Source organism: Gordonia sesuvii (genome assembly GCF_036350415.1).
Classification (GTDB): domain Bacteria; phylum Actinomycetota; class Actinomycetes; order Mycobacteriales; family Mycobacteriaceae; genus Gordonia; species Gordonia sesuvii.
Window position 1 is genome coordinate 103,393 of sequence record NZ_JAZDUF010000006.1, and the last position, 25,315, is coordinate 128,707.

Sequence of the window (25,315 nt, forward strand, 5' to 3'; positions counted from 1 at the left end):
CTGACGTCAGGGACGCGTTCGGGAGTCCGCCGGTTCGCCTGCGGTGGCCCGCGACGAGGTGTCCCCTGTGCGGTTCTGCCCCGTCGGGTTCTGCGCTGTCGGGTTCTTGCGTGTCGCTCCGCCCTTGTCGCCCGTCCGAGCCTGCGGACGGCGCGGGCGACCGGGGCGGGGGCTGCGATCGCGGTTCGCGAACGCCAGCCGCGCCACCAGCAGCACGACGACCAGGCAGATCAACGCGAGGAACCACGACCAGCTGCTGACGGCCGCCGTCGCCGGGTCGGGATAGGTGGAGTCCGCGCTGAAGTCCGCGGGTTCGCCGGCCTGCGGGGACCACCGGACGGTCCGTTCGCCTACCTGCTCGCCGTTGGTCGCGGTGACCGGACCGCCGAACACGATGGTCAGCTCCACCAGGTCGCGCCCGGCGGTGAGGTTGGTGAGATCAGCGTTGCCGCGGAAACGGACGACGTCACCGCTGCGCTGCGCGCTGAGATCCATGCTCATCGCCGCGTCGCCATAGGCCGCCGCGACGATGTCGCCGAGCTGTCCGAACTGCCCACTGGTCAGGTCGGTGAAGACCGCGCGGGTGCCCAGATAGGGCGGTTCGGGCTCCTGACCGTCCTCGGCGGAGGATTCGTCCTCGGGTTCGTCCTCCTCCGGATCGGGCACCGTGGAGTACTCCGACATCGTCACCCGCGATGCCATCGACTCCGGTACATCGAGCTGCGGCACGCCGCGCGGGTTGTCCGGGGAGGTCGCCACGATGACGGTGCCGGAGAACCGGTCGCCGACCGTGGTCGAACGCTCGAGACAGCCACTGAGCGCGGGAGTGGCGACCACAAGCGACAACAGCAGCAGGATCGCTGGCCAACGGGGAGACGAACGCACGGTGTCATCGTGCCAGACGACCGCCTCGCCACGTGGTCGACGCACCCGGCCACATCGTCGCGGTGGTTCGCCGATCAGCGCGGGCTGGGATCAGCGGCGGTGCAGGGCCAGGTGCGCGGCGATGCGCCCGCTGGCGCCGGTCACCCCTCCGCCGGGGTGCGTCGACGCCCCGGCCAGGAACACGCCGTCGGCGCCGGGGACCCGGTGGCCGGACAGGTCGGGATGCGGACGCCAGAAGAACATCTGGTCGATGCTCATCTCGACGTGCATGATGTTGCCGCCGATGAGGCCGAGTTCCTGCTCGAGATCCTCCGGGGACTGGATGTGGGTGTGTCGGATGTGGTCGACGATCCCGGGTGCGTGGCGGTCGAGTTCGGCGACCACGGCTGCCGCGGCCTGCGGTGCGGCCTGCTGCCATGGCGTGCCGTCGGCGAGATGCCGGGGATGCCACTGCGCCCAGAGGTTGATCAGGTGCTCACCCGGAGGGGCGATGGTCGGGTCGACGGCCGAATAGGCCATGGCGACCACGGCGGGACGCTCGGGCAGGGTGCCGACGCCCGCCGCGACCTGCGCCCGTCGCAGATGCGCGCGGTCGGTGACCAGCAGTCCCAGTGCCGATCCCACCCCGTGGGGCGGGAGGTCGGTGGGGAGGTCCGGGTAGTCGGGGAGCGCGTCGGTGCCCAGGCGAACGGCCATCCCGATCCCGTCCCCGACGATGATCTGTGATCGCCACCGATCGACGACCTCGCGGTCGTAACCTCCGGCGGCGAGTAGATCCAGGGTGCTCAGCACATGGCAGGCGGCGACGACCGTTCTGGCGCACCGGCCGTCCCCGTCCGCGGTGTCGACCCGCCAGTGGTCGCGGCAGCGCGAGATGGCCGCGGCGGGCCGGCCGGTGGCCACCTCGCCGCCGTCCGTGGCGATCCGGCGCAGCAGGGCCTCGGTGAGGGCGCCGCTGCCGCCGATGGCCCGGCCGGGCGGGATGTCGTGCTGGAGCGCGGCGAAACCGATCATCGGTGCGGTCCCGGGTGCGTTCATGGGCGGCCCGGACTGCGCACCGAACCAGGCCAGCGCGGCCTTGAGCGGCTCGGCGGTGAACCATCGGTCCAGCAGGGCGTCACCAGAGGACATCAGTTCCTGGGTGAGCGAGAGCATGCTGCCGGTGCGCCGCCCGACCGGCCCGGACCGGGCGGTGGTGGCCGTGGCCCCGAGTCCGGCGAACGCGGTCGCGAACCGTCCCGGTCCGGCGGCGGAATAGAACGACCGCATCACCGCCTGAGCCCGCGGCCGCCACACCTCGACGAATCGCCGGTAGGCATCGGCATCGGCGGTGCCGACCGACTGCGCGATGGACGCGCACGTCGCGTCGAGGTCGGTTCGGAAGACGATGGGCGGTGACGATGCGGTGCCCGGTGCGAACGCCCACGGATCGCAGTCGACATAGCGCAGACCGTGGCCGGCCAGATCCAGTTCATCCGGGATGGGAGAATGCCGGATCATCAGATGCGCCGAGGAACCGCGATCGACCCGATAGCCGGGGAACCGCTCGACCGTCGAGACCGCGCCGCCGGGAATCACGTCCCGTTCGAGCACGACCACCGATCTGCCTGCCTGCGCGAGGTATGCCGCCGCCACCAATCCGTTGTGACCGGCGCCGACCACGACGGCGTCGAGCAGCGGATGACCGCCGGACGATTCGGGCGTCCGTCGGAGGCGGCGTAGGCCGGTCATCGGGGACGGTGCGCGTCGTCGGGCAGGTTTCCGCGCGGGAACAGGGGCAGCGACCTGCCGAGAAAGGCGAACGGGCGCGGGTCGCCGGTGAAGGTGAAGTTGCGGAGCACGTCGGTGAATCCCAGGCGCCGGTAGAGCGACCAGGCCCGGTTGTCCTCCGCGGGGATCTCCGGCGTCGACAGCAACACCGTGCTCTCAGGTCGGTTCTCCAGGAGGCGACCGAGCAGCCACTGGCCGATTCCCTGGCCCTGTGCGGTGGGATGGACGTGGATCTCGGTGAGCTCGAAGTAGTCGCGGGTGATTTCGTCGACGACGTCGGTGCTGTGGCCGGCATGGCGTAGTCCGACGCGCAGCTGCTGGTTCCACCACTGGTCCGGAGCGCCGCGGTAGCCGTAGGCGATGCCGACGAGGATCTCGTCGTGTGGGTCGGCGACGGGACGTCCGAGGCGGCGGCGGGCGACCTCGGACGACCGGATCCCGGTGGGGGCCGTGGTCGCGACGGCACCCACGGCGCGCCAGCCGGGCCGGGTGATGTGGTCGCGCCAGAGGGCCGCGCGATGGATCTCCGTCCCGCGCGGATAGTTCATCGCGGTCACATAGATGTCCAGCGCCGGGTCGAGCCACACGTGGGCATCCTGGCCGGTCAGATCAACGAGGCGGATCGTCAACGAACGTCTGTCCTCTCGTCGAACTCTCGGCATCCGGGTCGGCGGCCGTCTTGAACGTGTCCTACCCGCTAGCTATATTGAATATGTCGAACGGGTGTTCGATGAATCAGCATCCGCAAGCTGTTCTGATCGCCCGACGACACGCGGCGTCGGCTCCGGCGGCGAACGAGGGAAGCGTTTGCTGTCGGGCCGGCGTTGTAACAAGGCAGTACCAGACACACCGGCGACGAACCAGGGAGGTGACGATGCCGAGCTCGATCCGTTCGCCCCGGTCGACGGCGGACGTCGACCCGATCGTCGTCCGGCGCAGCCGCGACCTGTTCGATCGCGCCCAGATCCTGTTCGACAACGCCGACGGTGTGACGGATTCGGCCGAACGATTTCGCCAGTACTATCTCACCGCCCTCCGGGCCGCGGGCGCGGTCCTCGAGATCCACGAGCCCTCGACGCGGCCCGCGCGACGGAGGCATTCGCGCAGCGCATGGAACCGCCTGCCCATCGTGATTCCGGCCCTCGCCGAGTATGCCGACTTCTTCGCGGCCCTGTCCCACCTCCGCCTCGACATCGAGTCCGGCCTGGTGCGCATGGTCGACGACCGCGTCGTCGCGCAGACCCGTTCGCGGGTGATCGGCCTGCTCGACGATGTCGAAGAGGTCCTCATCGCCTACGAACAGGGCAAGTCGGTCGACTCGGACGTCGCCCCGGATCGGTCTGCGTGAACCTGTGGATCCGACGCAACCAGAGGTAATGGTGGTCGCCGGAAGATTCTGCTCGTATCATGAGGTTTGAAGCCGTACAAGCGGCTCTATGGGCGTCGACGACGACCGCGGTACCAGGACGGATCGCGGCGGGGTCGGTTGGAGTTGGGATAAGGAGGGTCGGTGCCTCTCTCGGAGCACGAGCAGCGCATGCTCGAACAGATTGAAAGCGCTCTGTATGCCGAAGACCCGAAGTTCGCGTCGAGCGTCAAGCGTCGCCGCCTCGGAAGGTCGTCCAGTGGTCGGCGTCGTCTGCAGGCGGTGGCGGTCTTCGTCATCGGCCTGGTTCTGCTCGTGGGCGGACTCGTCGTCGAAGTTCGTGTCGGTGGGTTCCCGATCATCAGCCTCATCGGCTTCCTGATCATGTTCGGGGCGGGTCTGATGGCTCTCTGGGGCGGCGAAGGCCGATCCTCGGGTGGCGACCAGGGGTCCGGAACGACGGCAACCAAGAAGGCGAAGGCCGGCGGGCAGAAACGCAAGTTCTCCGAACGCATGGAAGATCGCTTCAACCGCCGGTTCGAGCAGGAGTAGCTCCAGCTCGACCTGTCGGTTCGCGATCTCGGCGTCAGGCCGCACACCTCATCGGTGTGCGGCCTTCGTCGTTCTCGGGCCCGTCCGGCGTCCCCGCTGCGGCCCGCGCCGGACTCCCCACCCGGTCTCCCCACAGCGCCCCACCCGGATTCCCCACAGCGCCCCACCTGGTCTCCCCACTTCGCCCCACCGTGCTCTAGAGGTGGTCAGTCCGTCGCCTCACCAGCATCGTTGACACCATTTGACCTCATCGATCCCACCGGGAGGTCGGGCCACACGCCGGGCGCGTCGTGTCCACCCCTTCGTAAAACATGCCGTTGAACTGGTCATTCGCTTTGGTGTGGGGCGCGAGTGGTGTGTTGGGGGTGGAAAGTGGTGGAAAGTGGGGTACTGTGGCAGCACTGGGTGAGACGGACCGGACGTCGAACTCGGTGGGGCAGGAGGTGGCGACATGTCCGTGCGATTTGTCGGCACCTACACGCCCAGGCTCGACGACAAAGGGCGACTGACGTTGCCCGCCAAGTTTCGCGATGCATTGGCAGGAGGGGTGATGGTCACACGAGGCCAGGACCGCAGCCTGTCGGTGTATCGAGCCGAGGAGTTCGACGCGATCGCCGAGCAGACGATGGCGGCGTCGCGCAACAACCCCGAGGCGCGGGCGTTCCAGCGGTACTTCTTCGCGAGTACCGATGAGCAGCGACCCGACGGGCAGGGCCGGATCACCCTGTCATCCGAGCATCGAAGCTATGCGGGCCTGTCGAAGGACTGTGTGGTGATCGGTGGGTTCGACCACCTCGAGATCTGGGACGCGCAGGCATGGCGCGACTACCAGAGCGCCCACGAGGAGGACTTCTCGGCCGCAGGCTCTGCCGCATTGGACGCCTTGCTCTGAGCAAGCTCGATGGGGCAGTCGGACAAGTGAACAGCGAATCGGGTGGGTCGAGGCCTCGGCCCGGTGCGACCCTGGCGTACTTCCCCAACGCCAGGTGCGTGATCGGGTCGAGACCCCGCCCCATCGGACACGCCGGTGCGCTCGGTGCCGAACCGAGGCGTGCCGGCCCTACCTGTATTCACGTCGAACCGCACAGTCCGAGGAGAGGGTCGGTGGACGCACGCGAGGACGAGCCGAAGGGCCACGGCGGCCAGGCCGACCGCTCCGGCGAACACGGCCATCTCCCCGTCCTGGCCGATCGGATGATCGAACTCCTCACCCCGGCCCTCGGCGGTGCCGACCCGGTCGTCGTCGACGCGACACTGGGGGCCGGAGGCCACACCGAACTGCTGCTGGCCGCCAACCCCCGCGTCCGGGTCATCGGGATCGACCGGGATCGTTCCGCACTCGACATCGCCGGCAATCGGCTCGCCGGACACGGTGATCGATTGATTCTGCGCCAGGCACGTTTCGACGAGATCCCGGCTGTCCTCGCCGATCTCGGCATCGATCTGATCGACGGTGCGCTGTTCGACCTCGGCGTGTCATCGATGCAGCTCGACCGGCCCGACCGCGGATTCGCCTACGCCGTCGACGCGCCCCTCGACATGCGGATGAACGCGGGCGACACCACCACGGCCGCAGACATTCTCAACACCTACTCGCACGGCGATCTGGCACGCATCCTGTCGGAATACGGTGAGGAGCGTTTCGCCGGCCGCATCGCGTCGGCGATCGTGCGCGAACGTGAGCGCGAGCCGTTCCGCGACAGCGCGCGCCTGGTCGAACTGCTCTACGCGACGATCCCGGCGGCCACCCGCCGCACCGGTGGACACCCCGCCAAGCGGACGTTCCAGGCCCTGCGGATCGAGGTCAATCACGAACTGGACGCGCTGTCGCGTGCCCTGCCCGCTGCGCTGTCGGTGCTGCGGGTCGGGGGACGCGTTGCGGTCATGAGCTACCAATCGCTCGAGGACCGGATCGTGAAGCGGGAGTTCGTCGCCCGGACCACCTCGACGTCGCCGAAGGGCCTGCCGGTGGAGTTGCCCGGCTCGGCACCGGACTTCCGGCTCGTCACCCGGGGCGCCGAGCGCGCCGACGACGACGAACGTGCCCGCAACCCGCGCTCGGCCCCGGTCCGGGTCCGTGTGATCGAACGTGTCGAGGAAAAGGACCGCTCATGACCCTCACGCACGACATCGCCGTCGACGACGAACAACCGGACACCAGTGGGCGTGAGCGTTCGACCGATGGGACGAAGGCGCGGACCACCAGATCGCGTGCGGCGCAACGGGCCATCGCGCGACGGGAGAAGCGTCGCGAGCGCGAGGCACGGGTGAACCGGGTGGCCGAACGCACCGAGGCGCGATCGACGACCCGCCCGCGGCCGTCTGTCCCGCTTCGTGCCCGGATCACCGGCGTCCCGTTCGTGGTCCCGGTAATCGCGTTGCTGGTGGTGGGTCTCGGACTCAGTCTGTGGCTCTCGACCAAAGCCGCTGCCGATTCCTACAAGCTGGGCGTGGAACGACAGGAGAACCAGGCCCTCGTGGATCGCCGCGACTCGCTCAAGCGGACCTACGAGTCTGGGAACTCCGCACCCGAATTGTCGGACAAGGCTTCTCAGCTCGGCATGATCCCGGCGCAGAACCCGGCGCGGATGGTCGTGGACGGCCCGGGTAAGCCGAGGATCATCGGCGAACCGGAACCCGCACAGGGCAGGGCGCTGCGATCGATCAACCCGCCGACACAGCCGGATCCGGTCGAGACCATCGACCCGGAGAAGGTCGACGACTCTCAGGGGTTGCCCGGCACCGCAACCGATTCCGACGATTCCGACGGTGCAGACGATTCCGGCCGGGCGACCGACACCGGCGGGGCGGCCGAGACCACCGAACCGGACGATGCGCAGACACCCGACGCCGCACCCGGCCCGGCGCAGGCGAACGGGGGACAGGGACAGGCGAATCCGGCCCCCGGGTCGACCCGTCCGACGCCGCCGGCGGTTGCTCCCGCGCCGAATGTCCTGCCGCCGAACGGCAACGCGCCGAGCTCAAATTCGGCGGAGTCGCGGTAACGGGGCGGACAATTGGCAACCATGACACGTGCCGTCTTCCAACGCTTCGACGCGAGTGGATCCGGTGGCGGGCGAGGCGGTGGGAGTGGCCGCAACTCGGCATCGTCGGGCCGCGGTCCCCGACGGCCGGACTCGTTCCTGGGCCGGAGCCGGATCGCCGGCATCATCGTGATCCTCGCCGTGGTGGCGGTCGCGGTCCGCATGGTCGTCGTCCACACGATCGAGGCGTCGTCGATCTCCGCCGAGGCCGCACAGCAGCGCGAGTACACCGAGATCATGACGGCCAAGCGGGGCGCGATCCTCGATCGCAACGGCCGCCCGCTGGCCTACACCGACGAGGCGCGGGCCCTGACGTTCCTGCCGAAGGCGGTTCGCACATCGATCGAGGAGGCACATCAGAAAGACGACGCGCTGCCCGGCGTCGACGAACGGCTGGGCGAGATCGCGCGAGGCGTGTCGTCGGCGCTCGGCGGATCGATCGAGGAACAGGATCTCCTCGACAAGCTGCGCAGCGACGACACCTTCGTCTACCTGGCGCGCTCGGTCAGCCCCGAGGTCGCCGGCAAGATCACCGAGGAGTTCCCGGAGGTGGGCGCAGACCCGCAGGCCATCCGCCTGTACCCGGGCGGTTCCCTCGGCGCGAACATCATCGGGGACGTCAACTACGACGGCAACGGACTGATCGGCCTCGAGGCGTCGCTGGATTCGACGCTCGCGGGCACCGACGGCTCCAGGACCTATGACCGCGGCTCCGACGGCGCTGTCATCCCGGGCAGCACCCGCAACGTCCATCCGGCGATCAACGGCGCCGCGGTACGACTGACCATCGACTCCGACGTGCAGTGGTTCGTGCAGAGTCAGGTGTCGGCCGCCAAGGCGGCGTCGGGAGCCAGGAACGCGTCGGCGGTGGTGCTCGACGCGCACACCGGCGAGGTCGTCGCCATGGCCAACGACAACACATTCAATGCGGCGGAACCCCTCGAGGAGCAGAAGGACGCCGACCTCGGCAACCGGGCGGTCACCTCGCCGTTCGAGCCCGGCTCGGTCAACAAGATCATCACCGCGGCCGCCGCCATCGAGTACGGGGTGACCAGCCCGACCGAGGTCCACCGGGTTCCGGGCAGCATCCAGATGGCCGGTGTCACCGTGAAAGACGCATGGGCGCACGGCGTGGAGCCCTACACGACGACCGGCATCTTCGGGAAGTCGTCGAACGTCGGAACACTCATGCTCGCCCGGAAGGTCGGCGAGGAACGCTTCGCGGACATGGTCGATCGATTCGGGCTCGGCCAGCGCACCGGCGTCGGCCTCCCCGCCGAGAGCGCCGGCGAGGTGCCCGCGCTGAGCCAATGGTCGGGTGGATCGTTCGCGAACCTCCCGATCGGGCAGGGTCTGTCGATGTCGCTGCTCCAGATGACCGCGATGTACCAGGCGATCGCCAACGACGGCGTGCGGGTCCCGCCCCGCATCATGATGTCCGAGCAGCGCGATGGGCAGGCGGCCGATGAACTGGCCCGGCCCGCCGGGGTACGCGTGGTCAGCCCCGAGACCGCGACGACGGTGCGCAACATGTTCCGTTCGGTGCTCCAGGACGATCCGATGGGCGTGCAGCAGGGGACCGGCTCCTCCGGGGCGGTCGCCGGCTACCAGATGTCGGGCAAGACCGGCACAGCTCAGCAGGTCGACCCGGAATGCGGTTGCTATTCGAACTCCCGCTACAACATCACCTTCGCCGGAATCGCGCCGGCCGACGATCCGCGCTACGTGATCGGGATCATGCTCGACAACCCGAGGCGCAGTTCCGACGGCTCGGGCGGCCAGTCGGCCGCGCCGATGTTCGGGACCATCGCCTCCTGGCTCATGCAGCGCGACCGGGTGCCGCTGTCGGCCAAACCGCAACCGCGGCTGACCCTCGAGGCGCGCTGACCACAGGCGTCACCCGGGTCGCCGGCGCTCGCGCGACGACGGGTCTCGCCGGTACGCGACGGTCGGCCGGCTGACGGTATCGTGAGTGAGTTCTCCGACGGCCCGGCCCGGGCCGACCGGGTTGAGCAGCAAGGAGGCGGGAGCAACCAGATGGCGTCGACTCGCCGTAAGCGCTCGAAGGTCGCCGCGGTGATGCTTCGGCCGACCAGCGTGACCCCGACCCCCGTGTCCGTGTTGTCGGCATCCACCGGGGCCCGTGTCGACCTGGTCGGCTCGGTGGCAACCGACGTGGAGGTCACCGGCGCTACCCTGCGCGGACAGGACGTGATGCCCGGCGACCTGTTCGCCGCGTTGCCCGGCGACCGCACCCATGGTGCCCAGTACGCCGATCAGGCCGTGGCGGCGGGTGCGACCGCGATCCTGACCGATCCGGCCGGCCGGGCGGAGTTGTCACGGGTCCTGCCCCCCGACGCGGCGGTCGCGGTCCTCGTGCATCCGAAGCCGCGTGACGTCCTCGGCCAGGTCAGTGCCCGGATCTACGGACACCCGTCACGCCGGATGAAGCTGATCGGGATCACCGGCACCTCGGGCAAAACCACCACGGCCTACATGGTCGAGGCCGCCCTGCTCGCCGCCGGGCATTCCGTCGGGCTCATCGGCACCGTGCAGACCCGCATCGACGGGGTGGCCCAGCCGAGCACGCTGACCACGCCGGAGGCGCCCACCCTGCAGGCGCTGCTGGCGATGATGCTGGAGAAGGGCGTCGACGCGGTCGTGATGGAGGTGTCCAGTCACGCCCTCGCGCTCGGTCGTGTGGACGGTGCGCATTTCGCGATCGGCGCGTTCACCAACCTGTCGCAGGACCATCTGGACTTCCATCGCACGATGCGTGCCTACTTCGAGGCCAAGGCGCAATTGTTCGCGCCGGCGGCATCGACGAGCGCGGTCCGGTCGGTGATCTGCGTCGACGACGACTGGGGCCGGCGCATGGTGGAGGTCGCGCGCGGCGATCGTCGCTCGGCCGACCGTCAGGCCGCCCTGGTCACCGTGTCCACCGGCGCGGTACCCGCGCAGTGGCAAGCCGGCCCGTCGACCGTCGACGCCGACGGGGTGCAGCATGCCGAGGTGACCGCACCCGGCGGTACGCAGCACGAACTGACCGTCCCGCTGCCCGGCCGCTACAACATCGCCAACGCGTCGATGGCGCTGGCGATCGCGGTGGGCGCGGGTGTGCCGGCCGGTGTCGCGGTCGAGGCGATCGCCGGGACCTCGGTGCCCGGCCGTCTCGAGCGGATCGATCGGGGGCAGGACTTCCTCGTCGTCGTCGACTACGCCCACAAGCCCGCCGCGCTGGACGCGGTCATCGCGACACTGCGCGCGCAGACCCGCGGCCGAGTCGCGGTGGTCGTCGGCGCGGGCGGCGACCGGGACACCGGAAAGCGTCCGATGATGGGCGAAATCGCTGCGCGTGGAGCCGATCTCGCGATCATCACCGACGACAATCCGCGCACCGAGGAGCCGGCGGCGATCCGGTCGGAGGTGCTGGCCGGGGCGCGATCGGTCGACCCCAGCGAGTCAGGCGAAGTCCGTGAGATCGGTGATCGGGCAGAGGCGATCGCCGCAGCGGCCCGCTGGGCGCAGCCGGGCGACACGGTGCTGATCGCCGGCAAGGGCCATGAGACGGGGCAGGAGATCCACGGCGTCAAGCACCCGTTCGACGATCGCGAGGTGGCCGCCCATGCCCTCGATGCCCGGGCCCTCGAAGCCACGACCAAACCGCTCGAACAGGACCGGCCATGACGGCCACGGTGCTGGTGGCGCCGGTACCGGCCGATGTCGACGCCGCCAAGACGTTGCTGCGCGAACTGGTCGCGACCGCGGCGGCCACCCGCGGCGCAGACCCTGATGTGCGTACCTGGGCAATCCTCGGGGATTTGACCGTCGCCGCCGACATGTCGGAGAACGACGGTGTCGTCGAGCATGATCGCGTCGGCCGTCAGGCAGTACGGTTGGCCGTCGACAAGACGCTGTGCGTCGGCGATTCCCGCTCGGTGCGCGCGTTGCATCAGGGCGCAGTCATGGAAGGCTCGTGGGGAGACGAGGTGCGTCAGGTCGATACGGCCGCCGAGGCGCGCGAACTCCTGACAACCGACGTCGCATGGCGTCCGGGGCCGGGCGACGTGATCCTGGTGGCGGGTTCGGATGCGGGAGTCGCCGAGCTGGCCGGGATCTGGCGGCAGGACAATCCCGCGTGAGCCCGCGGCGGAGCACACCGGCGACAATGACGACGAACGAGAGGCAGTGACGAGCGTGGCAGGGCACAGGCGCACAGTGCAGGCGGGCACCCGGCCGACAGGCACCCAGCTGACAGGCACACTGCAGACGGGCACACTGCAGACGGGCACACTGCTGGGCTCGGCGCGGATGAAGGCGGGTCGGTGACACAGATCCTGATGGCGGGCGGCATCGCGCTCGCGGTGTCGATCCTGTTGACGCCATTGCTGATCCGGCTGTTCACCCGTCAGGGGTTCGGCCAGGAGATCCGTGTCGAGGGGCCCCAGAGTCACCAGACCAAACGGGGCACGCCGTCGATGGGTGGCGTCGCCATCCTCGCGGCACTGTGGGCCGGCTATCTCGGATCACACCTGTTCGGCATGTTCACCGGCGGCACCGGGATGACCGCGTCCGGCCTGCTCGTCCTCGGGCTCGCGACCGCGCTGGGCGGTGTCGGCTTTCTCGACGACATCATCAAGATCCGCAAGCATCGGAACCTCGGACTCAACAAGACCGCGAAATCCATCGGACAGTTCGGCGCGGCGATCCTGTTCGGCGTGCTGGTGCTGCAGTTCCGCAACGACGCCGGATACACGCCCGGGAGCACCCACCTGTCGTATGTCCGTGACATCGACGCCATCTCGATGTGGGCGCCGGTGTTCGTCATCTTCTGCTGGCTCGTCGTCGCCGCGTGGTCGAACGCGGTCAACTTCACCGACGGCCTCGACGGCCTCGCCGCGGGCTCGATGGCCATGGTGCTCGGCTCGTACGTGTTGGTGACGTTCTGGCAGTACCGCAACGCGTGCACCGGCGGCCCCAAGTCGACCGAGGAGATCACCCCCGGCTGCTACGTGGTGCGGGATCCGCTCGATCTCGCGCTCATCGCGGTGGCGGGTGGCGGCGCCTGCCTCGGGTTCCTGTGGTGGAATGCCGCGCCGGCCAAGATCTTCATGGGTGACACCGGTTCGCTGGCACTCGGCGGAATGCTGGCCGGGTTGTCGATCACGACCCGGACCGAACTCATCGCGGTCGTCATCGGTGCCCTGTTCGTGGCGGAGATCATCTCGGTGGTCATCCAGATCGCGTTCTTCCGCACCACCGGGCGTCGGGTCTTCCGCATGGCGCCGTTCCATCACCACTTCGAACTCGGCGGGTGGGCGGAGACCACGGTGATCATCCGGTTCTGGCTGCTCACCGCCATCGCGTGCGCCCTCGGCCTGTCCCTGTTCTACAGCGAGTTCCTGGCCGTCAGTGGCTGAGGACACCGTCGTGGACGTCACCGCGCTCGCCGGCGCGTCCGTGCTGGTGGCCGGCGCGGGCACCGCCGGACGCTCCGCCGCGCGCTACCTCGCGCACGTCGGCGCCGAAGTCACCGTCACCGACGCCCGGTTCGGATCCGGGCACGACGACGACGAACTCTCTGCCCTCGGGATCGCACAGATCGCGACCTCGCACTTGCTCGACGGCACCGCGTCGCTCGAACCGGCCGCCCTCGACGGGTACTCACTGGTGATCGTGTCGCCCGGATTCGCCCCGACGCATCCGCTGATGCAACTGGTGAGCGACAGCCGGATCCCCGTCTGGGGAGAGGTGGAACTGGCGTGGCGGATCGATCGGGCCGGGCTGCTCGGTCCACCGCGCACCTGGCTGGTGGTCACCGGCACCAACGGCAAGACGACGACGACCTCCATGCTCGCCGAGATCGTCGCCGGCGGGGGACTCGCCGGCGCCGCTTGCGGCAACATCGGCCTGCCGGTGCTCGACGCCATGCGGGCCGAACCGCGGGTCGACGTCCTGTGCGCCGAGTTGTCGTCGTTCCAGCTCTACTGGGCGCCGTCGGTGGCGCCGGACGCGGGTGTGGTCCTCAACGTCGCCGACGACCATCTCGACTGGCACGGGTCGTTCGACGCCTACGCGGAGGCCAAGGCCATCGCGCTGCAGGGTCGGGTGGGGGTGGTCGGCCTCGACGATGCCGTCGCCTCGAGGCTTCCGGTCGTCGGCCGCCGGGTGGGCTTCACTCTCGGCACCCCCGCCGCCGGGGAACTCGGGGTGACCGACGGCAGGTTGGTGGACCGGGCGTTCGGGTCCGACGCCCATCCGCGGGACCTCGTCGACGCGGCCGCCGTCCACCCGCCCGGGCCGTCCGGTGTGGCCGACGCCCTGGCCGCCGCGGCTCTTGCACTCGTCGCCGGGATCTCGCCGGCGCAGGTCGGTGCGGGCCTGGGTGCGTTCCGGCCGGCCGCGCACCGCGGGGAGGTGGTGGTGCGGGTCGAGGGCACCGACTACGTGGACGATTCGAAGGCCACCAATCCGCATGCCGCGTGTGCCGCGATCCTCGGTCACCGTCGGGTCGTGCTGATCGCCGGGGGGCTGCTGAAGGGCGCATCGGTGGACGCGATGATCCGCGACACCCGGGACCGGCTGGCTGCCGTCGTCGCGATCGGCCAGGATCGGCAGCTGATCGTGGAGGCGATCTCGCGACACGCCCCAGAAGTCCCAACAGTCACAGTATTCACAGGGGACGATGACCGGGTGACCGTTCAGCACGCGCCCGCGACTCCCGAGGCCCCCACGATCGTGGACTTCCCCGCGATGATCCCGTCCGGTGCGGTGCCGCCCGGCGCGGTCGGCGGGTCCGCGACGGCCGTCCTGACCCGAGCTGTCGAGGTGGCGGCGCATCTCGCGCGCCTCGACGATCGCACGGACACGGTGCTGCTGGCGCCCGCCGCCGCCTCTTTGGACATGTTCCCCGGCTACGGTGCGCGGGGTGACGCGTTCGCCGATGCGGCGCGGGCACTTCCCGGCGCAGCCGTGCCGGCTGCCGGCCATCCCGGCGGTACGTCGCGGTGAGCACGCCGACCGAGAAGGCGTCGCCGGATCGGTCGGCGACCGGCGGTCGAGATCGCTCCCGGCGGGCCTCGTCCGAGGGTTCCTGGCCCGCGGCCATCTCCGAGGGCATCGGCAATCTGCTGTCGCGGCCGCTGGCCTCCTACCACCTGATCCTCACGATCGCGTTCCTGCTGACCGCATTCGGGCTCGTGATGGTGCTGTCCGCGTCGTCGGTGGAGGGCTATTCCAAAGAAGGCTCGGCCTACGGACTGTTCGCCACCCAGGTCATCTTCGCGTTGCTGGGCCTGGCCGTCTTCTACGTGATGCTGCGCCTGCCGGTGCGGCTGTTGCGGCGTGTGGCCGCCCCGCTGATCGTGGTGACGACGATCCTGCTGGCGCTGGTGCTGGTGCCGGGCATCGGCACCCTGAGTCAGGGCGCTCGCCGCTGGTTCGTGGTCGGTGGTCTGTCGGTGCAGCCGTCGGAACTGGTCAAGGTGGCGTTGTGCGTCTGGGGCGCCCACCTGCTCGCCTCCCGACGCCGGGAGAACGCCTCGCTCAAGGAACTGCTCATCCCGCTGCTGCCGGTGGCGTTGCTGATCTGTGTGCTGATCGTTCTCGAACCCAACCTGTCGACCACGATCACGATCGCGATCATCGTGGGTGCGTTGCTGTGGTTCGCCGGGCTACCCGTCAAGGTGTTCCTGTCCTTCGCGGCGGTCGGCGTCGCACTCGCCGTGCTGCTCGCGCTGGTCGAGGGTTACCGGTCCCAGCGTGTGATGAGCTTCCTGGGTTCGATCGACGATCCGCAGGGCGCGGGATATCAAGCGCGACAGGCGACGTTCGCCCTCGCCAACGGTGGTGTCTTCGGCGTCGGGCTGGGACAGAGCCGGGCCAAATGGAACTATCTACCCAACGCCCACAACGACTTCATCTTCGCGATCATCGGTGAGGAACTCGGTCTGGTGGGTGGGCTTCTGGTGGTCCTGCTCTTCGCGATCCTCGCGTTCATCGGCTTCCGGATCGCCGCGCGATCGGTGGATCCGTTCCTGCGCCTGATGACCGCCACAATCACCGTGCTGATCACCGCGCAGGCATTCATCAACATCGGGTACGTCGTCGGCCTGCTGCCGGTGACGGGTATCCAGTTGCCGCTCTTGTCGGCGGGCGGGACGTCGACGTTGACGGTCCTCGCGATGCTCGGGCTGCTGGCCAACGCGGCACGTCACGAGCCAGAGGCGGTGGCCGCCCTCGTCGGCGGTGAACCGAGCCGGTTCGGACGATGGTTGCGGCTGCCGACACCGGTGCCCTATCGGCCGACCCGCGCCGACGCACTGCGCGATCGCCTCGATCGCCGCCGGCCGGAGCGCTCCCGACCCGCCCCGCCCGCGGCGAGCGGGTCGAAGTGGCCGCGACTACGTGGTGCGGCGCGTGGGACGGAGAAACCGTCGGCGCGGCGGTCGACCGGCGACGGCCGGGCACCACGTACCTCCCGGGTCCGGGTGGACTACCGTACGGGGTATTCCGGCACACGCGGGAACGGTGCGGACCGGGCATCGACGTCGCGGTCGACCGGCGGGTCCACCCGTTGGGGCGGCAGCGGTGGCGTGACCGCGAACGCGCCGGGCGGTCGGCGGTCGGGCCCCACGTCGTCGTGGCGGCCGGACGGACGTGGCGGCACCAGGCGCTGACACGCGGTCCACACCGTTTGTCCGCCGGTGGGTTGGAGATCGATTCGGACGAACAGTTCAGGACGGCGCTTCCGGACAGGGCGGTCCAGGACAGGGAAAGTGGAGTGGGTCAGCGGTGAATTCTGAGCGAAACCGGTCGCGGTCGGATCGGCCGCTGTCGGTGGTGGTCGCCGGCGGCGGGACCGCCGGACACATCGAACCCGCACTCGCGGTCGCGGATGCGGTCACCCGGCTCGATCCCACCGCTCGGGTGACCGCCCTGGGTACCACCCGTGGTCTGGAGACCACTCTGGTGCCCGAGCGCGGATACCAGCTCGAGCTCATCCCGGCAGTGCCGTTACCGCGTAAGCCCGGGATGGAACTCGCCAAGACGCCGGCCCGCCTCCTCGGTGCGGTGTCGGCGGCGCGGTCGGTCCTGTCGGCGGTCGGCGCGGACGTGGTGATCGGGTTCGGCGGCTACGTGTCGCTGCCTGCGTATCTGGCAGCGCGGATGCGCGTCCGCTCCCGTAGTCGACTGCCGATCATCATCCACGAGGCGAACGCCAGTGCGGGCATCGCGAACAAGGTCGGTGCCCGGTTCGCGGACCGGGTGATGGCGGCGGTCGGCGGCTCGGGTCTGGACGCGGACGTCGTCGGCATTCCCGTGCGCGGCGTGATCACCGAACTCGACCGGCCGGGACTGCGGGCGAAGGCCCGCCACTACTTCGGCCTCGACGAGGACGCCCCGACCCTCCTGGTGTTCGGGGGTTCGCAAGGGGCGCAACGGCTCAACGAGGCCGTCGCGGGTGCGGCCGGCCCGCTCGGCAAGGCCGGGGTGGGTGTGCTGCACGCGTACGGCCCGAAGAACACGATCAACCCCGATTCGCCGGCCGGCGCTCCGCCGTATCGCGGCGTCGGCTACCTCAAGCGCATGGACCTCGCCTATGCGGCCGCCGACCTCGTCATGTGCCGGTCGGGTGCGATGACGGTGGCCGAGGTGTCGGCCACCGGACTGCCCGCGATCTACGTGCCCCTCCCGCACGGCAACGGCGAGCAGCGCCTCAACGCCCTGCCGGTCGTCGACGCCGGTGGCGGCATCATCGTCGACGACGCGGAGATGACCGTCGACTGGGTGGCGCGCGAGGTCCCGGCGATGCTGTCGGACGCAGGCCGGTTGGCCGCGATGTCGAGCGCCGCGGGGCGGACCGGGCATCGCGATGCCGCCGACTCCGTCGCGTCCGCCGCGCTCGAACTCGCGGCCGAGCATCGCGCCGGAACCTATCGGGCACGTCTGCGCTCCGCGTTTCGCTCGCCGGGATCGGGCCCGCAGACGTGACAATGGATGGGCAGGACAGTCGGTCGACGGTCACACGGCGACGGCCCGAGCGGGAGGTGAGGCGATGAGCGGCGGGGACCCGTCCGCACCCATCGGAGACCTGCCCGAGCAGCTGCGTCGGGTTCACATGGTCGGCATCGGCGGCGCCGGGATGAGCGGGCTGGCGCGAATCCTCCTCGCCCGCGGTGGCCAGGTGTCCGGATCGGACGCGAAGGCAGGCCGGGGCATCCTCGCCCTGCGCACCCGCGGTGCACGCATCCAGGTCGGTCACGACCCGTCCGCCCTCGATCAGCTGCCCGGCGGCCCGTCGGTCGTGGTCACGACACTCGCCGCGATCCCGAAGACCAATCCCGAACTCGTGGCGGCGCGGGCCCGCGGCATCCCGGTGTTGCTGCGACCGCACGTCCTCGCAGAGTTGATGCAGGGCTACCGGACGCTGCTCGTCGCCGGTACCCACGGCAAGACGTCGACGACGTCGATCGCGGTCGTCGCCCTGCAACACTGCGGCCTCGATCCGTCGTTCGCGGTGGGCGGCGAGCTGAACGAGTCCGGCACCAACGCCCACCACGGCAGTGGCGGGATCTTCGTCGCCGAGGCCGACGAGAGCGACGGGTCGCTGCTCGAATATGAACCCGACGTCGTCGTGGTCACGAACATCGAGGTCGACCACCTCGACTATTTCGGGACCGAGGAGGCCTACGTCGAGGTCTTCGACTCGTTCGCCGAACGGATCAAACCGGGCGGGACGTTGGTCGTGTGCCTCGACGACGAGGGTGCCGCCCGGTTCGCCGGTCGATGCGCCGAGGGTCTCGCCGACCGCGGCATCTCCGTGCTCGGCTACGGAGAAGGCAGCCACGCTGCGCTCGCGCCGGCCGTCAACCATGTCGCCACCCTGCTGTCGTGGGCGGCGCGGGGTGCCGGCGGCACCGCACGCGTCCGCTTCGGAGCGCCACTCGCCGATCCTGCGGTCGATTGTGTGATCGACCTGACGCTGCCGGGAAAGCACATGGCGCTCAACTCGATCGGTGCTGCTGTCGCATGCTGCGTCGCGGGCGGCGAGCTGCCCGGTGTGCTCGACGGCGTGGCCGCGTTCAGCGGTGTGCACCGGCGCTTCGAGTTCCGGGGCCGCGTCGGCGGTGTCGAGGTGTACGACGACTATGCGCATCATCCGACCGAGGTGCGGGCCGTCCTCTCCGCGGCCCGCCAGGCGGTCGAGAGCGTCGCCGAGGCCGGTGTCGGACACACCGAGCACGGTGGTCCGGGCCGCGTCGTCGCGGTCTTCCAACCCCATCTGTACTCCCGTACACGTGAATTCGCCGACGACTTCGCCGCCGCCCTCGACCTCGCGGACGAGGTCGTCCTCGCCGATGTGTACGGCGCGCGGGAGGAACCGATCCCCGGTGTGAGCGGCGCCGCCATCGCCGCCCGCGTGACCCGGCCGGTCGTCTTCCAGCCGGATCTCTCGGCGCTCGCGCGGACCGTCGCCGACCTCGTCCGACCCGGCGACCTGGTGCTGACCCTGGGCGCCGGCGACATCACCATGCAGGGTCCCGAGATCCTGGCAGCCCTGCGGGCTGCGGGGGAGTCCGGTGACCCGACCTCGCCATCGCCCGCGCCCGCGGATACCGCAGGGACCCAACCGTGACGGGCCGGGGACGAGAGCGCGGTGGGCGGCTGCGGCCCAGGCGTCCGCGATTGCTGCTCGGCACCCTCGCGGTCATCGTCGTGGTCGCCGGTCTCGCCGCGATCGCGTACTTCACCCCGCTGATGGCCGTCCGGTCCACCGACGTGCAGTCCAACGAGGCCGTCCCGGCGGACCAGATCATCGGGGCCGCGCGGGTCGCGGACGGGACCCCGCTGCTACAGGTCGACACGCAGGCCGTCGCCCAGCGCATCGCGGCCATCCCGTCGATCGAATCGGTGCGCGTGCAACGGAGTTACCCGTCCGCCCTCACCATCACGGTGGTCGAGCGGCAGCCGGTGGTGAAGGTGACCGACGGCGACAAGGTGCACGTCCTCGACCGCTCCGGTGTCGGCTACCTGACCTTCGACACCTCGACCGGTGTCCCGCCGGAGATCAACGGTCTCCCGGAGTTCTCCACCCCGAATCCCGGCCCCAGCGACCCGACGACGGTGGAGACGCTGGGCGCGGTGTCCGAACTGCCGGAGTCGATCTCGGGACGTCTCATCGCCGTCTCCGCGTCATCGCCGGTCGACATCGAGTTCACCCTCGAAGGCGACAAGACGGTGGTGTGGGGCGACAGCGAACGGGGAGCGGAGAAGGCCCGAACCCTCGACGCACTGTTGACCCGTCCCGCCTCGACCTACAACGTGTCGAGTCCGGAGTTCCCCGCGTTCAGCTGATCGGGTGGCGGTGGGTGGCCCTGCTGACGTGCAACGATCCCTCGCGCCTGGGATCGACGGGTATGTCGCAGAAAAAAGACCGGACCAACTTCGCGACACGCCGCCCGCTTGCTGGCGGCCCAGCCCTCGGATGCCTAGCGTCATGCCCAACATCCATCTACTTGACATAACTCTAAATCTATGGTTCAGGTTTAGGGTTTCGGATCGAACGAGGAAGGCGGGCACATGACGCCACCGCACAACTACCTGGCCGTGATCAAGGTTGTCGGCATCGGCGGCGGCGGCGTCAATGCCGTCAACCGAATGATCGAGCAAGGACTCAAAGGCGTTGAGTTCATTGCGATCAACACCGATGCGCAGGCGCTCCTGATGAGCGATGCCGACGTCAAACTCGACGTCGGCCGTGACTCGACCCGCGGTCTCGGGGCGGGTGCCGACCCCGAGGTCGGGCGCCGCGCCGCCGAAGACGCGCGCGACGAGATCGAGGAGCTCCTCAAGGGCGCGGACATGGTCTTCGTGACCGCCGGCGAGGGTGGCGGCACCGGCACCGGCGGCGCGCCGGTGGTGGCATCCATTGCCCGCAAGCTCGGCGCGCTGACCGTCGGCGTGGTCACCCGTCCGTTCTCGTTCGAGGGCAAGCGTCGTGGTGGACAGGCGGAGGCCGGGATCACCGCGCTGCGCGAATCGTGCGACACCCTGATCGTCATCCCGAATGACCGCCTCCTGCAGCTCGGCGACGCGCAGGTCAGCCTGATGGACGCGTTCCGCAGCGCAGATGAGGTGCTGCTCAACGGTGTTCAGGGCATCACCGACCTGATCACCACGCCCGGACTGATCAACGTGGACTTCGCCGACGTCAAGGGTGTGATGAGTGACGCCGGCAGCGCGCTGATGGGTATCGGTTCGTCGCGCGGCGAGGACCGGGCGAAGAAGGCCGCCGAGGCGGCCATCAACTCGCCGCTGCTCGAGGCGTCGATGGAAGGTGCTCGCGGAGTGCTCATCTCGATCGCAGGTGGCAGCGACCTCGGACTGTTCGAGATCCACAACGCCGCCACCCAGGTGCAGGAGGCGGCCCACGAGGACGCCAACATCATCTTCGGCACGGTCATCGACGACAACCTCGGCGACGAGGTGCGCGTCACGGTGATCGCGGCCGGATTCGACGGCGGCGCACCGCGAAAGCGCACCGACATCCCCGCCGCGGTGGGCAAGTCGTCGGTCGGTTCCGGCCAGGCCGGTGCGGTGGCGTCGAAGCCGCAGGACAACGACCCGCTGTTCGGCAAGATGCCCGCGGGATCGGGTGATCCGTTCACCGAGGAGCAGCCGGAGCGGCCGCGTCGCAACAACGTGACCCTCGATGACGACGACGTCGATGTGCCGTCGTTCATGAAACGCTGAGCCCCGCGATGCGGGTTCGTCGCGTGGTCACCGGACGCTCCGGCGGGGTGTCGGTGGCGCCCTACGACTCGTTCAATCTCGGCGATCACGTCGGCGACGATCCGAAGGCGGTGTCGGCCAACCGGGATCGGCTGGCCGAGCAGATCGGTCTGACACCCGGACGGATCGTCTGGATGGAACAGATCCACAGCCGCAACGTCACCGTCGTCGACGGTCCGATGAACGCTCCGGTGCCGGCCACCGACGCGTTGGTCACGACCGAACCGGATCTCGCACTGGCCGTCTTGTCGGCCGACTGCGTCCCGGTGCTGCTGTCCGACGATGAGGCCGGGGTCATCGCCGGAATCCACGCAGGCCGGGTCGGCGCACGCGTCGGCATCATCCCGGCGACGCTGCGGGAGATGATCCGGCTCGGCGCCCGACCCGATCGGATGGGCGCACTGCTCGGACCCGCGGCCAGTGGGCGACAGTACGAGGTGCCAGCGCACATGCAGCGCGACGTCGAGGAGCACCTGCCCGGCAGCGCCTGCATCACCGAGAAGGGCACCGCGGGATTGGATCTGCGGGCGGGCATCCGTCGCCAGCTCCTGGCGGCCGGGGTCTCCGCGGTCGCGGCCGATCCGCGATGCACGATCGAGGACCGCGCGCTCTTCAGCCACCGGCGGGGTGCCCCGACCGGCCGACTCGCGTCGGTGATCTGGATCGACTCCTCCGCCGCCCCGGCGGCCGAGACCGACTCGTCCGATTCCCCGCGGCCACATCCCGAGAACGGCGATGACCGGAGCTGACGGGGGTGGCGACGCGCGTCGCGACGACCTCGCGCAGCGCTACGCGGCGGCCCGGGCGCGCCTCGACGCCGCGATCGACGCCACCGGGCGTCGGCGCGACGACGTCGAACTACTGGTCGTGACGAAGTTCTTCCCGGCCGACGACGTCACCCGCCTCATCGGGCTCGGGGTGCGGTCGTTCGGTGAGTCCCGCGAACCCGAGGCGGGCCGCAAGATCGCCGAGGTGCGCAGCGCCGCGCTCGACGACACGGCGACCGACGCCCGATTCGACATGATCGGGTCGGTGCAGTCGAAGAAGGCGAAAACGATTGCGGAATGGGCGCGTTCGGTGCACTCGGTCGATCGGGACAAGATCGTCGACGCCCTCGCCCGGGGAGCGCAGGCCGCCCTCGACAGCGGGGCCCGCACCGCCGATCTGGGAATTCTGTTGCAGGTCAGCCTGGATGGCGATCCGCACCGGGGAGGCGCCACCGAGGACGAGCTGCCGGCGCTGGCCGAGCGGGTGATCGGTGCGGACGGACTCTCGCTGAAGGGGCTCATGGTGATCGCGCCCGTCGAAGGGTCGGCGGAGCGGTGGATGCAGCGTGCCGCGGAGATCCAGCGGCGTTTCGTCGAGGAGCATCCCGAGGCGTGGCAGCTGTCCGCGGGCATGTCCGGTGACCTCGAAGAGGCGGTTGCGCACGGATCGACATGCGTGCGTGTCGGAACCGCGATCATGGGACCTCGGCCGTTAGTCTCTCAGTAATCACATTGGTCACATGAAAACCAGCGAACACAATAACCACACTTGCACCACAGGACTGCTCCCCGGCAGCGTTGGACAACAGAGAGGCCAGCTATGACCACGATGCAGAAGTTCAAGGCATATTTCGGCATGGTGCCTCCGAGTGACTACGAGGACGACTACCTGGAGGAGCCGGGCGGACCGGTCCGGGGTCCGCGGCCCTACCGCGACGACTTCTACGCCGACGGTGGGTACCGCGAGCCGGGCTTCCGTGAGGGGCCGCGCGACGCCGACTTCGCCTACGTCGACGACCGCCGTTTCCCGGGGGAATTCGAACCTCAGGCGTTCGCGCATGCCGGTTACGACATGAACGGCTTCGACGGCGGCTTCGAGCCCGTCCCCGAGTACGCATACGCCGGGGGGCGCCACAGCGGGGAGCCGGTGGAGCGGATGCGGTCCGCGCACCGACTCGAGCCGCTACAGCGGCCGGGCATGCGCCCGGCGGGTGTGGCGCGAAGTGGTGCGGGTGGCGACCAGCGAGCAGAACTCGAGCGTGTGTTCGCCGACGGTCCGCTGCACAAGATCACCACCCTGCGACCGTCCGACTACGGCGAGGCGCGCACGATCGGTGAACGTTTCCGCGACGGCAACCCGGTCATCATGGACCTCGTCGACATGAGCAACGACGACGCCAAGCGGCTCGTCGACTTCGCCGCCGGGCTCGCCTTCGCGCTTCGCGGCTCGTTCGACAAGGTCGCGACCAAGGTGTTCCTGCTCTCGCCGGCCGACATCGACGTCTCGCCCGAGGATCGCCGCAAGATCGCGGAAACGGGCTTCTACAACCACGGCTGAGGTGTTCGGGTCGTCGTCACTGCCCGGAGCCTGAAAGAAAGCCCTGGTCACGGGCGGTTGCAGCGCAGGTGCGACATATCAGGCAACCTTGAGGCGTGACGATTGTGTTCCAGGTTCTCTACTACCTGCTGTTCATCTACTGGTTGCTGCTGCTGGCGCGGCTCGTCGTCGAGCTCGTGCGCTCGTTCGCACGGGAATGGCGCCCCACCGGACTGGCGGTGGTGATCATCGAGATCGTGTTCACCGCGACCGATCCGCCGATCCGTGCGCTACGGCGGGTGTTGCCGCCGATTCCGCTCGGACCGGTCCGGCTCGACCTGTCGCTCATGATCGTGATGATCGTCGTGCTCATCGCCATGCAGGTGGTCAGCTCGCTGAGCCGTAGCTCTGCTGCGGCCCTCGCCATCGCCGGACTCGCATGACCTGGGGGAGTGTTGCGCCGGGGACACTGAGTCGACTGTCCGTCGACACGCCCGCCGTGACCTCTTCGTGACCATCGGCCGCCGGTGGTTTACCGTTGAGTGTCATCATCGAGTGACCGTTTGATTGCAGGACAGCATCGATGCTCTGCTACGAACGGTTCTCGTGTGACAGGATTTGACGCCAGTTACCCAGTGGACTGGTATGAATAAACAGTGACAGCCTGTAGCAAATACTGTGCAGACTGGTATCTGTTTGTTTCAACTGAACAGGGCTTGATCCGGCCATCCAGACAGTTCGACTGACAATGAGGGGAACCGACATGCGGCTGACACCAGCTGATGTGCACAACGTCGCGTTCAGCAAACCGCCTATCGGTAAACGCGGCTACAACGAGGATGAAGTTGATCAGTTCCTCGACTTTGTCGAGGCCGAACTCGCGCGGCTGATCGAGGAGAACGGAGACCTGAAGCAGCGTGTGGAGGAGCTCGAAGGTGAGCTCACCGACGCTCGATCCGGCGCTCCCGCCGCCGATTCCGGTGTCTCCGCGGCGCCGGCCGCCGAGGAGCGCACCCAGGTCTTCGCCGCCGCACCTGCACCCGAGCCCGCGGCTCCGGAACCGGCCCCGCAGCCGCAGTTCTCCGACGACGACGCGAACGTTCGCGCCGCGCGCGTGCTCGCGCTCGCGCAGGACACCGCCGACCGGTTGACCTCCACCTCCCGGCAGGAGGCCGACTCGCTGGTCGCCGACGCGCGCTCGCGCGCCGACGCCATGGTCTCCGAGGCCCAGTCGAAGGCCGACGCCTTGCTATCCGACGCCCGCCAACGGTCCGAGGCCATCCTCGCCGACTCGCAGACGCGGTCGGAAGCGCAGGTCCGGCAGGCGCAGGAACGCGCCGACGCCCTGCAGAGCGACGCCGAGCGCAAGCACAGCGAGATCATGGGCACGATCAATCAGCAGCGCACCGTTCTCGAAGGCCGCATCGAGCAGCTGAAGACGTTCGAACGCGAGTACCGCACACGGTTGAAGACCTATCTGGAGTCCCAGCTCGAGGAACTCCAGCAGCGGGGTAGCGCCGCCCCGGTCGAGGGTGGTCGTTCCGACTCGTTCTCCTCCGACCCCGGCAACGGCGGATTCACCAGCTACTCCCCGAGCTAG

At 69.3% G+C, this 25,315-nt stretch carries 23 protein-coding genes; 20 read left to right on the plus strand and 3 right to left on the minus strand.

Annotated elements, in window-relative coordinates; translation table 11 throughout:
- Nucleotides 1-6: 6 nt before the first annotated feature.
- The 3 genes from VZC37_RS18990 to VZC37_RS19000 form a co-directional block, all read right to left on the minus strand.
- Entirely contained in the window at nucleotides 7-885 is an 879-nt protein-coding gene (locus VZC37_RS18990; protein WP_330434647.1) for an LppM family (lipo)protein, read from the minus strand.
- Nucleotides 886-975: 90 nt separating this feature from the next.
- Nucleotides 976-2,616, minus strand: coding sequence for a phytoene desaturase family protein (locus VZC37_RS18995; RefSeq protein ID WP_330434649.1), 1,641 nt, complete (start codon nucleotides 2,614-2,616; stop codon nucleotides 976-978).
- On the minus strand, nucleotides 2,613-3,284 hold the full coding sequence (locus VZC37_RS19000) for a GNAT family N-acetyltransferase (RefSeq protein ID WP_330434651.1): 672 nt from the start codon (nucleotides 3,282-3,284) through the stop codon (nucleotides 2,613-2,615). Before VZC37_RS19000 ends, VZC37_RS18995 begins: the two co-directional genes overlap by 4 nt.
- A gap of 245 nt (nucleotides 3,285-3,529) precedes the next feature.
- Here VZC37_RS19000 and VZC37_RS19005 point away from each other — a divergent pair, with 245 nt between their 5' ends.
- The 20 genes from VZC37_RS19005 (at nucleotide 3,530) to wag31 (ending at nucleotide 25,315) form a co-directional block, all read left to right on the plus strand.
- On the plus strand, nucleotides 3,530-4,003 hold the full coding sequence (locus VZC37_RS19005) for an SAV_6107 family HEPN domain-containing protein (protein ID WP_330434653.1): 474 nt from the start codon (nucleotides 3,530-3,532) through the stop codon (nucleotides 4,001-4,003).
- A 162-nt stretch (nucleotides 4,004-4,165) separates the two neighbouring features.
- A complete protein-coding gene (locus VZC37_RS19010; RefSeq protein WP_330434654.1) occupies nucleotides 4,166-4,573 on the plus strand; it encodes an SCO2097 family morphological protein in 408 nt (135 codons plus the stop codon).
- 451 nt (nucleotides 4,574-5,024) lie between these two features.
- Nucleotides 5,025-5,465, plus strand: a complete 441-nt coding sequence (gene mraZ / locus VZC37_RS19015; protein WP_330434656.1) for a division/cell wall cluster transcriptional repressor MraZ — start codon at nucleotides 5,025-5,027, stop codon at nucleotides 5,463-5,465.
- A gap of 212 nt (nucleotides 5,466-5,677) precedes the next feature.
- Nucleotides 5,678-6,688 carry a 16S rRNA (cytosine(1402)-N(4))-methyltransferase RsmH gene (gene rsmH, locus VZC37_RS19020; protein ID WP_330434659.1) on the plus strand — a complete coding sequence of 337 codons (1,011 nt, stop codon included), beginning with the start codon at nucleotides 5,678-5,680 and terminating at the stop codon, nucleotides 6,686-6,688.
- Nucleotides 6,685-7,578 carry a cell division protein FtsL gene (gene ftsL / locus VZC37_RS19025; RefSeq protein ID WP_330434661.1) on the plus strand — a complete coding sequence of 298 codons (894 nt, stop codon included), beginning with the start codon at nucleotides 6,685-6,687 and terminating at the stop codon, nucleotides 7,576-7,578. The genes rsmH and ftsL overlap by 4 nt, the downstream gene beginning before the upstream one ends.
- 21 nt (nucleotides 7,579-7,599) lie before the next feature.
- Entirely contained in the window at nucleotides 7,600-9,504 is a 1,905-nt protein-coding gene (locus VZC37_RS19030; protein WP_330434662.1) for a peptidoglycan D,D-transpeptidase FtsI family protein, read from the plus strand.
- 150 nt (nucleotides 9,505-9,654) lie between these two features.
- A complete protein-coding gene (locus tag VZC37_RS19035; protein ID WP_330434962.1) occupies nucleotides 9,655-11,304 on the plus strand; it encodes a UDP-N-acetylmuramoyl-L-alanyl-D-glutamate--2,6-diaminopimelate ligase in 1,650 nt (549 codons plus the stop codon).
- Nucleotides 11,301-11,759 (plus strand): UDP-N-acetylmuramoyl-tripeptide--D-alanyl-D-alanine ligase, encoded by a 459-nt coding sequence (locus VZC37_RS19040; RefSeq protein ID WP_330434663.1) that lies wholly within the window; start codon nucleotides 11,301-11,303, stop codon nucleotides 11,757-11,759. The genes VZC37_RS19035 and VZC37_RS19040 overlap by 4 nt, the downstream gene beginning before the upstream one ends.
- Before the next feature lie 183 nt (nucleotides 11,760-11,942).
- Entirely contained in the window at nucleotides 11,943-13,037 is a 1,095-nt protein-coding gene (mraY, locus tag VZC37_RS19045) for a phospho-N-acetylmuramoyl-pentapeptide-transferase (protein ID WP_330434665.1), read from the plus strand.
- A 10-nt stretch (nucleotides 13,038-13,047) separates the two neighbouring features.
- Entirely contained in the window at nucleotides 13,048-14,628 is a 1,581-nt protein-coding gene (murD, locus tag VZC37_RS19050) for a UDP-N-acetylmuramoyl-L-alanine--D-glutamate ligase (RefSeq protein ID WP_330434667.1), read from the plus strand.
- The gene (ftsW, locus tag VZC37_RS19055) at nucleotides 14,625-16,295 is read left to right on the plus strand and encodes a putative lipid II flippase FtsW (RefSeq protein WP_330434669.1); all 1,671 of its coding nucleotides are present in this window, start codon (nucleotides 14,625-14,627) and stop codon (nucleotides 16,293-16,295) included. Before murD ends, ftsW begins: the two co-directional genes overlap by 4 nt.
- Nucleotides 16,296-16,410: 115 nt before the next feature.
- On the plus strand, nucleotides 16,411-17,610 hold the full coding sequence (murG, locus tag VZC37_RS19060; protein ID WP_330434671.1) for an undecaprenyldiphospho-muramoylpentapeptide beta-N-acetylglucosaminyltransferase: 1,200 nt from the start codon (nucleotides 16,411-16,413) through the stop codon (nucleotides 17,608-17,610).
- Nucleotides 17,611-17,674: 64 nt separating this feature from the next.
- Complete coding sequence (gene murC, locus VZC37_RS19065; RefSeq protein WP_330434673.1) at nucleotides 17,675-19,255, plus strand: UDP-N-acetylmuramate--L-alanine ligase; 1,581 nt, start codon at nucleotides 17,675-17,677, stop codon at nucleotides 19,253-19,255.
- Complete coding sequence (locus VZC37_RS19070) at nucleotides 19,252-19,974, plus strand: cell division protein FtsQ/DivIB (protein ID WP_330434675.1); 723 nt, start codon at nucleotides 19,252-19,254, stop codon at nucleotides 19,972-19,974. The genes murC and VZC37_RS19070 overlap by 4 nt, the downstream gene beginning before the upstream one ends.
- A gap of 225 nt (nucleotides 19,975-20,199) precedes the next feature.
- Nucleotides 20,200-21,372: a cell division protein FtsZ gene (ftsZ, locus tag VZC37_RS19075; RefSeq protein ID WP_330434677.1), complete on the plus strand. Its 1,173-nt coding sequence runs from the start codon at nucleotides 20,200-20,202 to the stop codon at nucleotides 21,370-21,372.
- An 8-nt stretch (nucleotides 21,373-21,380) separates the two neighbouring features.
- Nucleotides 21,381-22,160 carry a peptidoglycan editing factor PgeF gene (gene pgeF, locus VZC37_RS19080; RefSeq protein ID WP_330434679.1) on the plus strand — a complete coding sequence of 260 codons (780 nt, stop codon included), beginning with the start codon at nucleotides 21,381-21,383 and terminating at the stop codon, nucleotides 22,158-22,160.
- On the plus strand, nucleotides 22,147-22,905 hold the full coding sequence (locus VZC37_RS19085) for a YggS family pyridoxal phosphate-dependent enzyme (RefSeq protein ID WP_330434681.1): 759 nt from the start codon (nucleotides 22,147-22,149) through the stop codon (nucleotides 22,903-22,905). Before pgeF ends, VZC37_RS19085 begins: the two co-directional genes overlap by 14 nt.
- Nucleotides 22,906-22,998: 93 nt before the next feature.
- On the plus strand, nucleotides 22,999-23,736 hold the full coding sequence (locus VZC37_RS19090; protein ID WP_330434683.1) for a cell division protein SepF: 738 nt from the start codon (nucleotides 22,999-23,001) through the stop codon (nucleotides 23,734-23,736).
- Nucleotides 23,737-23,831: 95 nt separating this feature from the next.
- On the plus strand, nucleotides 23,832-24,158 hold the full coding sequence (locus VZC37_RS19095) for a YggT family protein (RefSeq protein WP_330434685.1): 327 nt from the start codon (nucleotides 23,832-23,834) through the stop codon (nucleotides 24,156-24,158).
- A gap of 320 nt (nucleotides 24,159-24,478) precedes the next feature.
- Nucleotides 24,479-25,315 (plus strand): DivIVA-like cell division protein Wag31, encoded by an 837-nt coding sequence (gene wag31 / locus VZC37_RS19100; protein WP_330434686.1) that lies wholly within the window; start codon nucleotides 24,479-24,481, stop codon nucleotides 25,313-25,315.

Bases quoted from the DNA above. Each gene is read 5' to 3' on its own strand.
- VZC37_RS18995 (WP_330434649.1), bottom strand. From the start codon at position 2,616: ATGACCGGCCTACGCCGCCTCCGACGGACGCCCGAATCGTCCGGCGGT.
- VZC37_RS19005 (WP_330434653.1), top strand. From the start codon at position 3,530: ATGCCGAGCTCGATCCGTTCGCCCCGGTCGACGGCGGACGTCGACCCG.
- mraZ (WP_330434656.1), top strand. From the start codon at position 5,025: ATGTCCGTGCGATTTGTCGGCACCTACACGCCCAGGCTCGACGACAAA.
- ftsL (WP_330434661.1), top strand. From the start codon at position 6,685: ATGACCCTCACGCACGACATCGCCGTCGACGACGAACAACCGGACACC.
- VZC37_RS19030 (WP_330434662.1), top strand. From the start codon at position 7,600: ATGACACGTGCCGTCTTCCAACGCTTCGACGCGAGTGGATCCGGTGGC.
- VZC37_RS19035 (WP_330434962.1), top strand. From the start codon at position 9,655: ATGGCGTCGACTCGCCGTAAGCGCTCGAAGGTCGCCGCGGTGATGCTT.
- VZC37_RS19040 (WP_330434663.1), top strand. From the start codon at position 11,301: ATGACGGCCACGGTGCTGGTGGCGCCGGTACCGGCCGATGTCGACGCC.
- murC (WP_330434673.1), top strand. From the start codon at position 17,675: ATGAGCGGCGGGGACCCGTCCGCACCCATCGGAGACCTGCCCGAGCAG.
- ftsZ (WP_330434677.1), top strand. From the start codon at position 20,200: ATGACGCCACCGCACAACTACCTGGCCGTGATCAAGGTTGTCGGCATC.
- pgeF (WP_330434679.1), top strand. From the start codon at position 21,381: ATGCGGGTTCGTCGCGTGGTCACCGGACGCTCCGGCGGGGTGTCGGTG.
- VZC37_RS19085 (WP_330434681.1), top strand. From the start codon at position 22,147: ATGACCGGAGCTGACGGGGGTGGCGACGCGCGTCGCGACGACCTCGCG.
- VZC37_RS19090 (WP_330434683.1), top strand. From the start codon at position 22,999: ATGACCACGATGCAGAAGTTCAAGGCATATTTCGGCATGGTGCCTCCG.
- wag31 (WP_330434686.1), top strand. From the start codon at position 24,479: ATGCGGCTGACACCAGCTGATGTGCACAACGTCGCGTTCAGCAAACCG.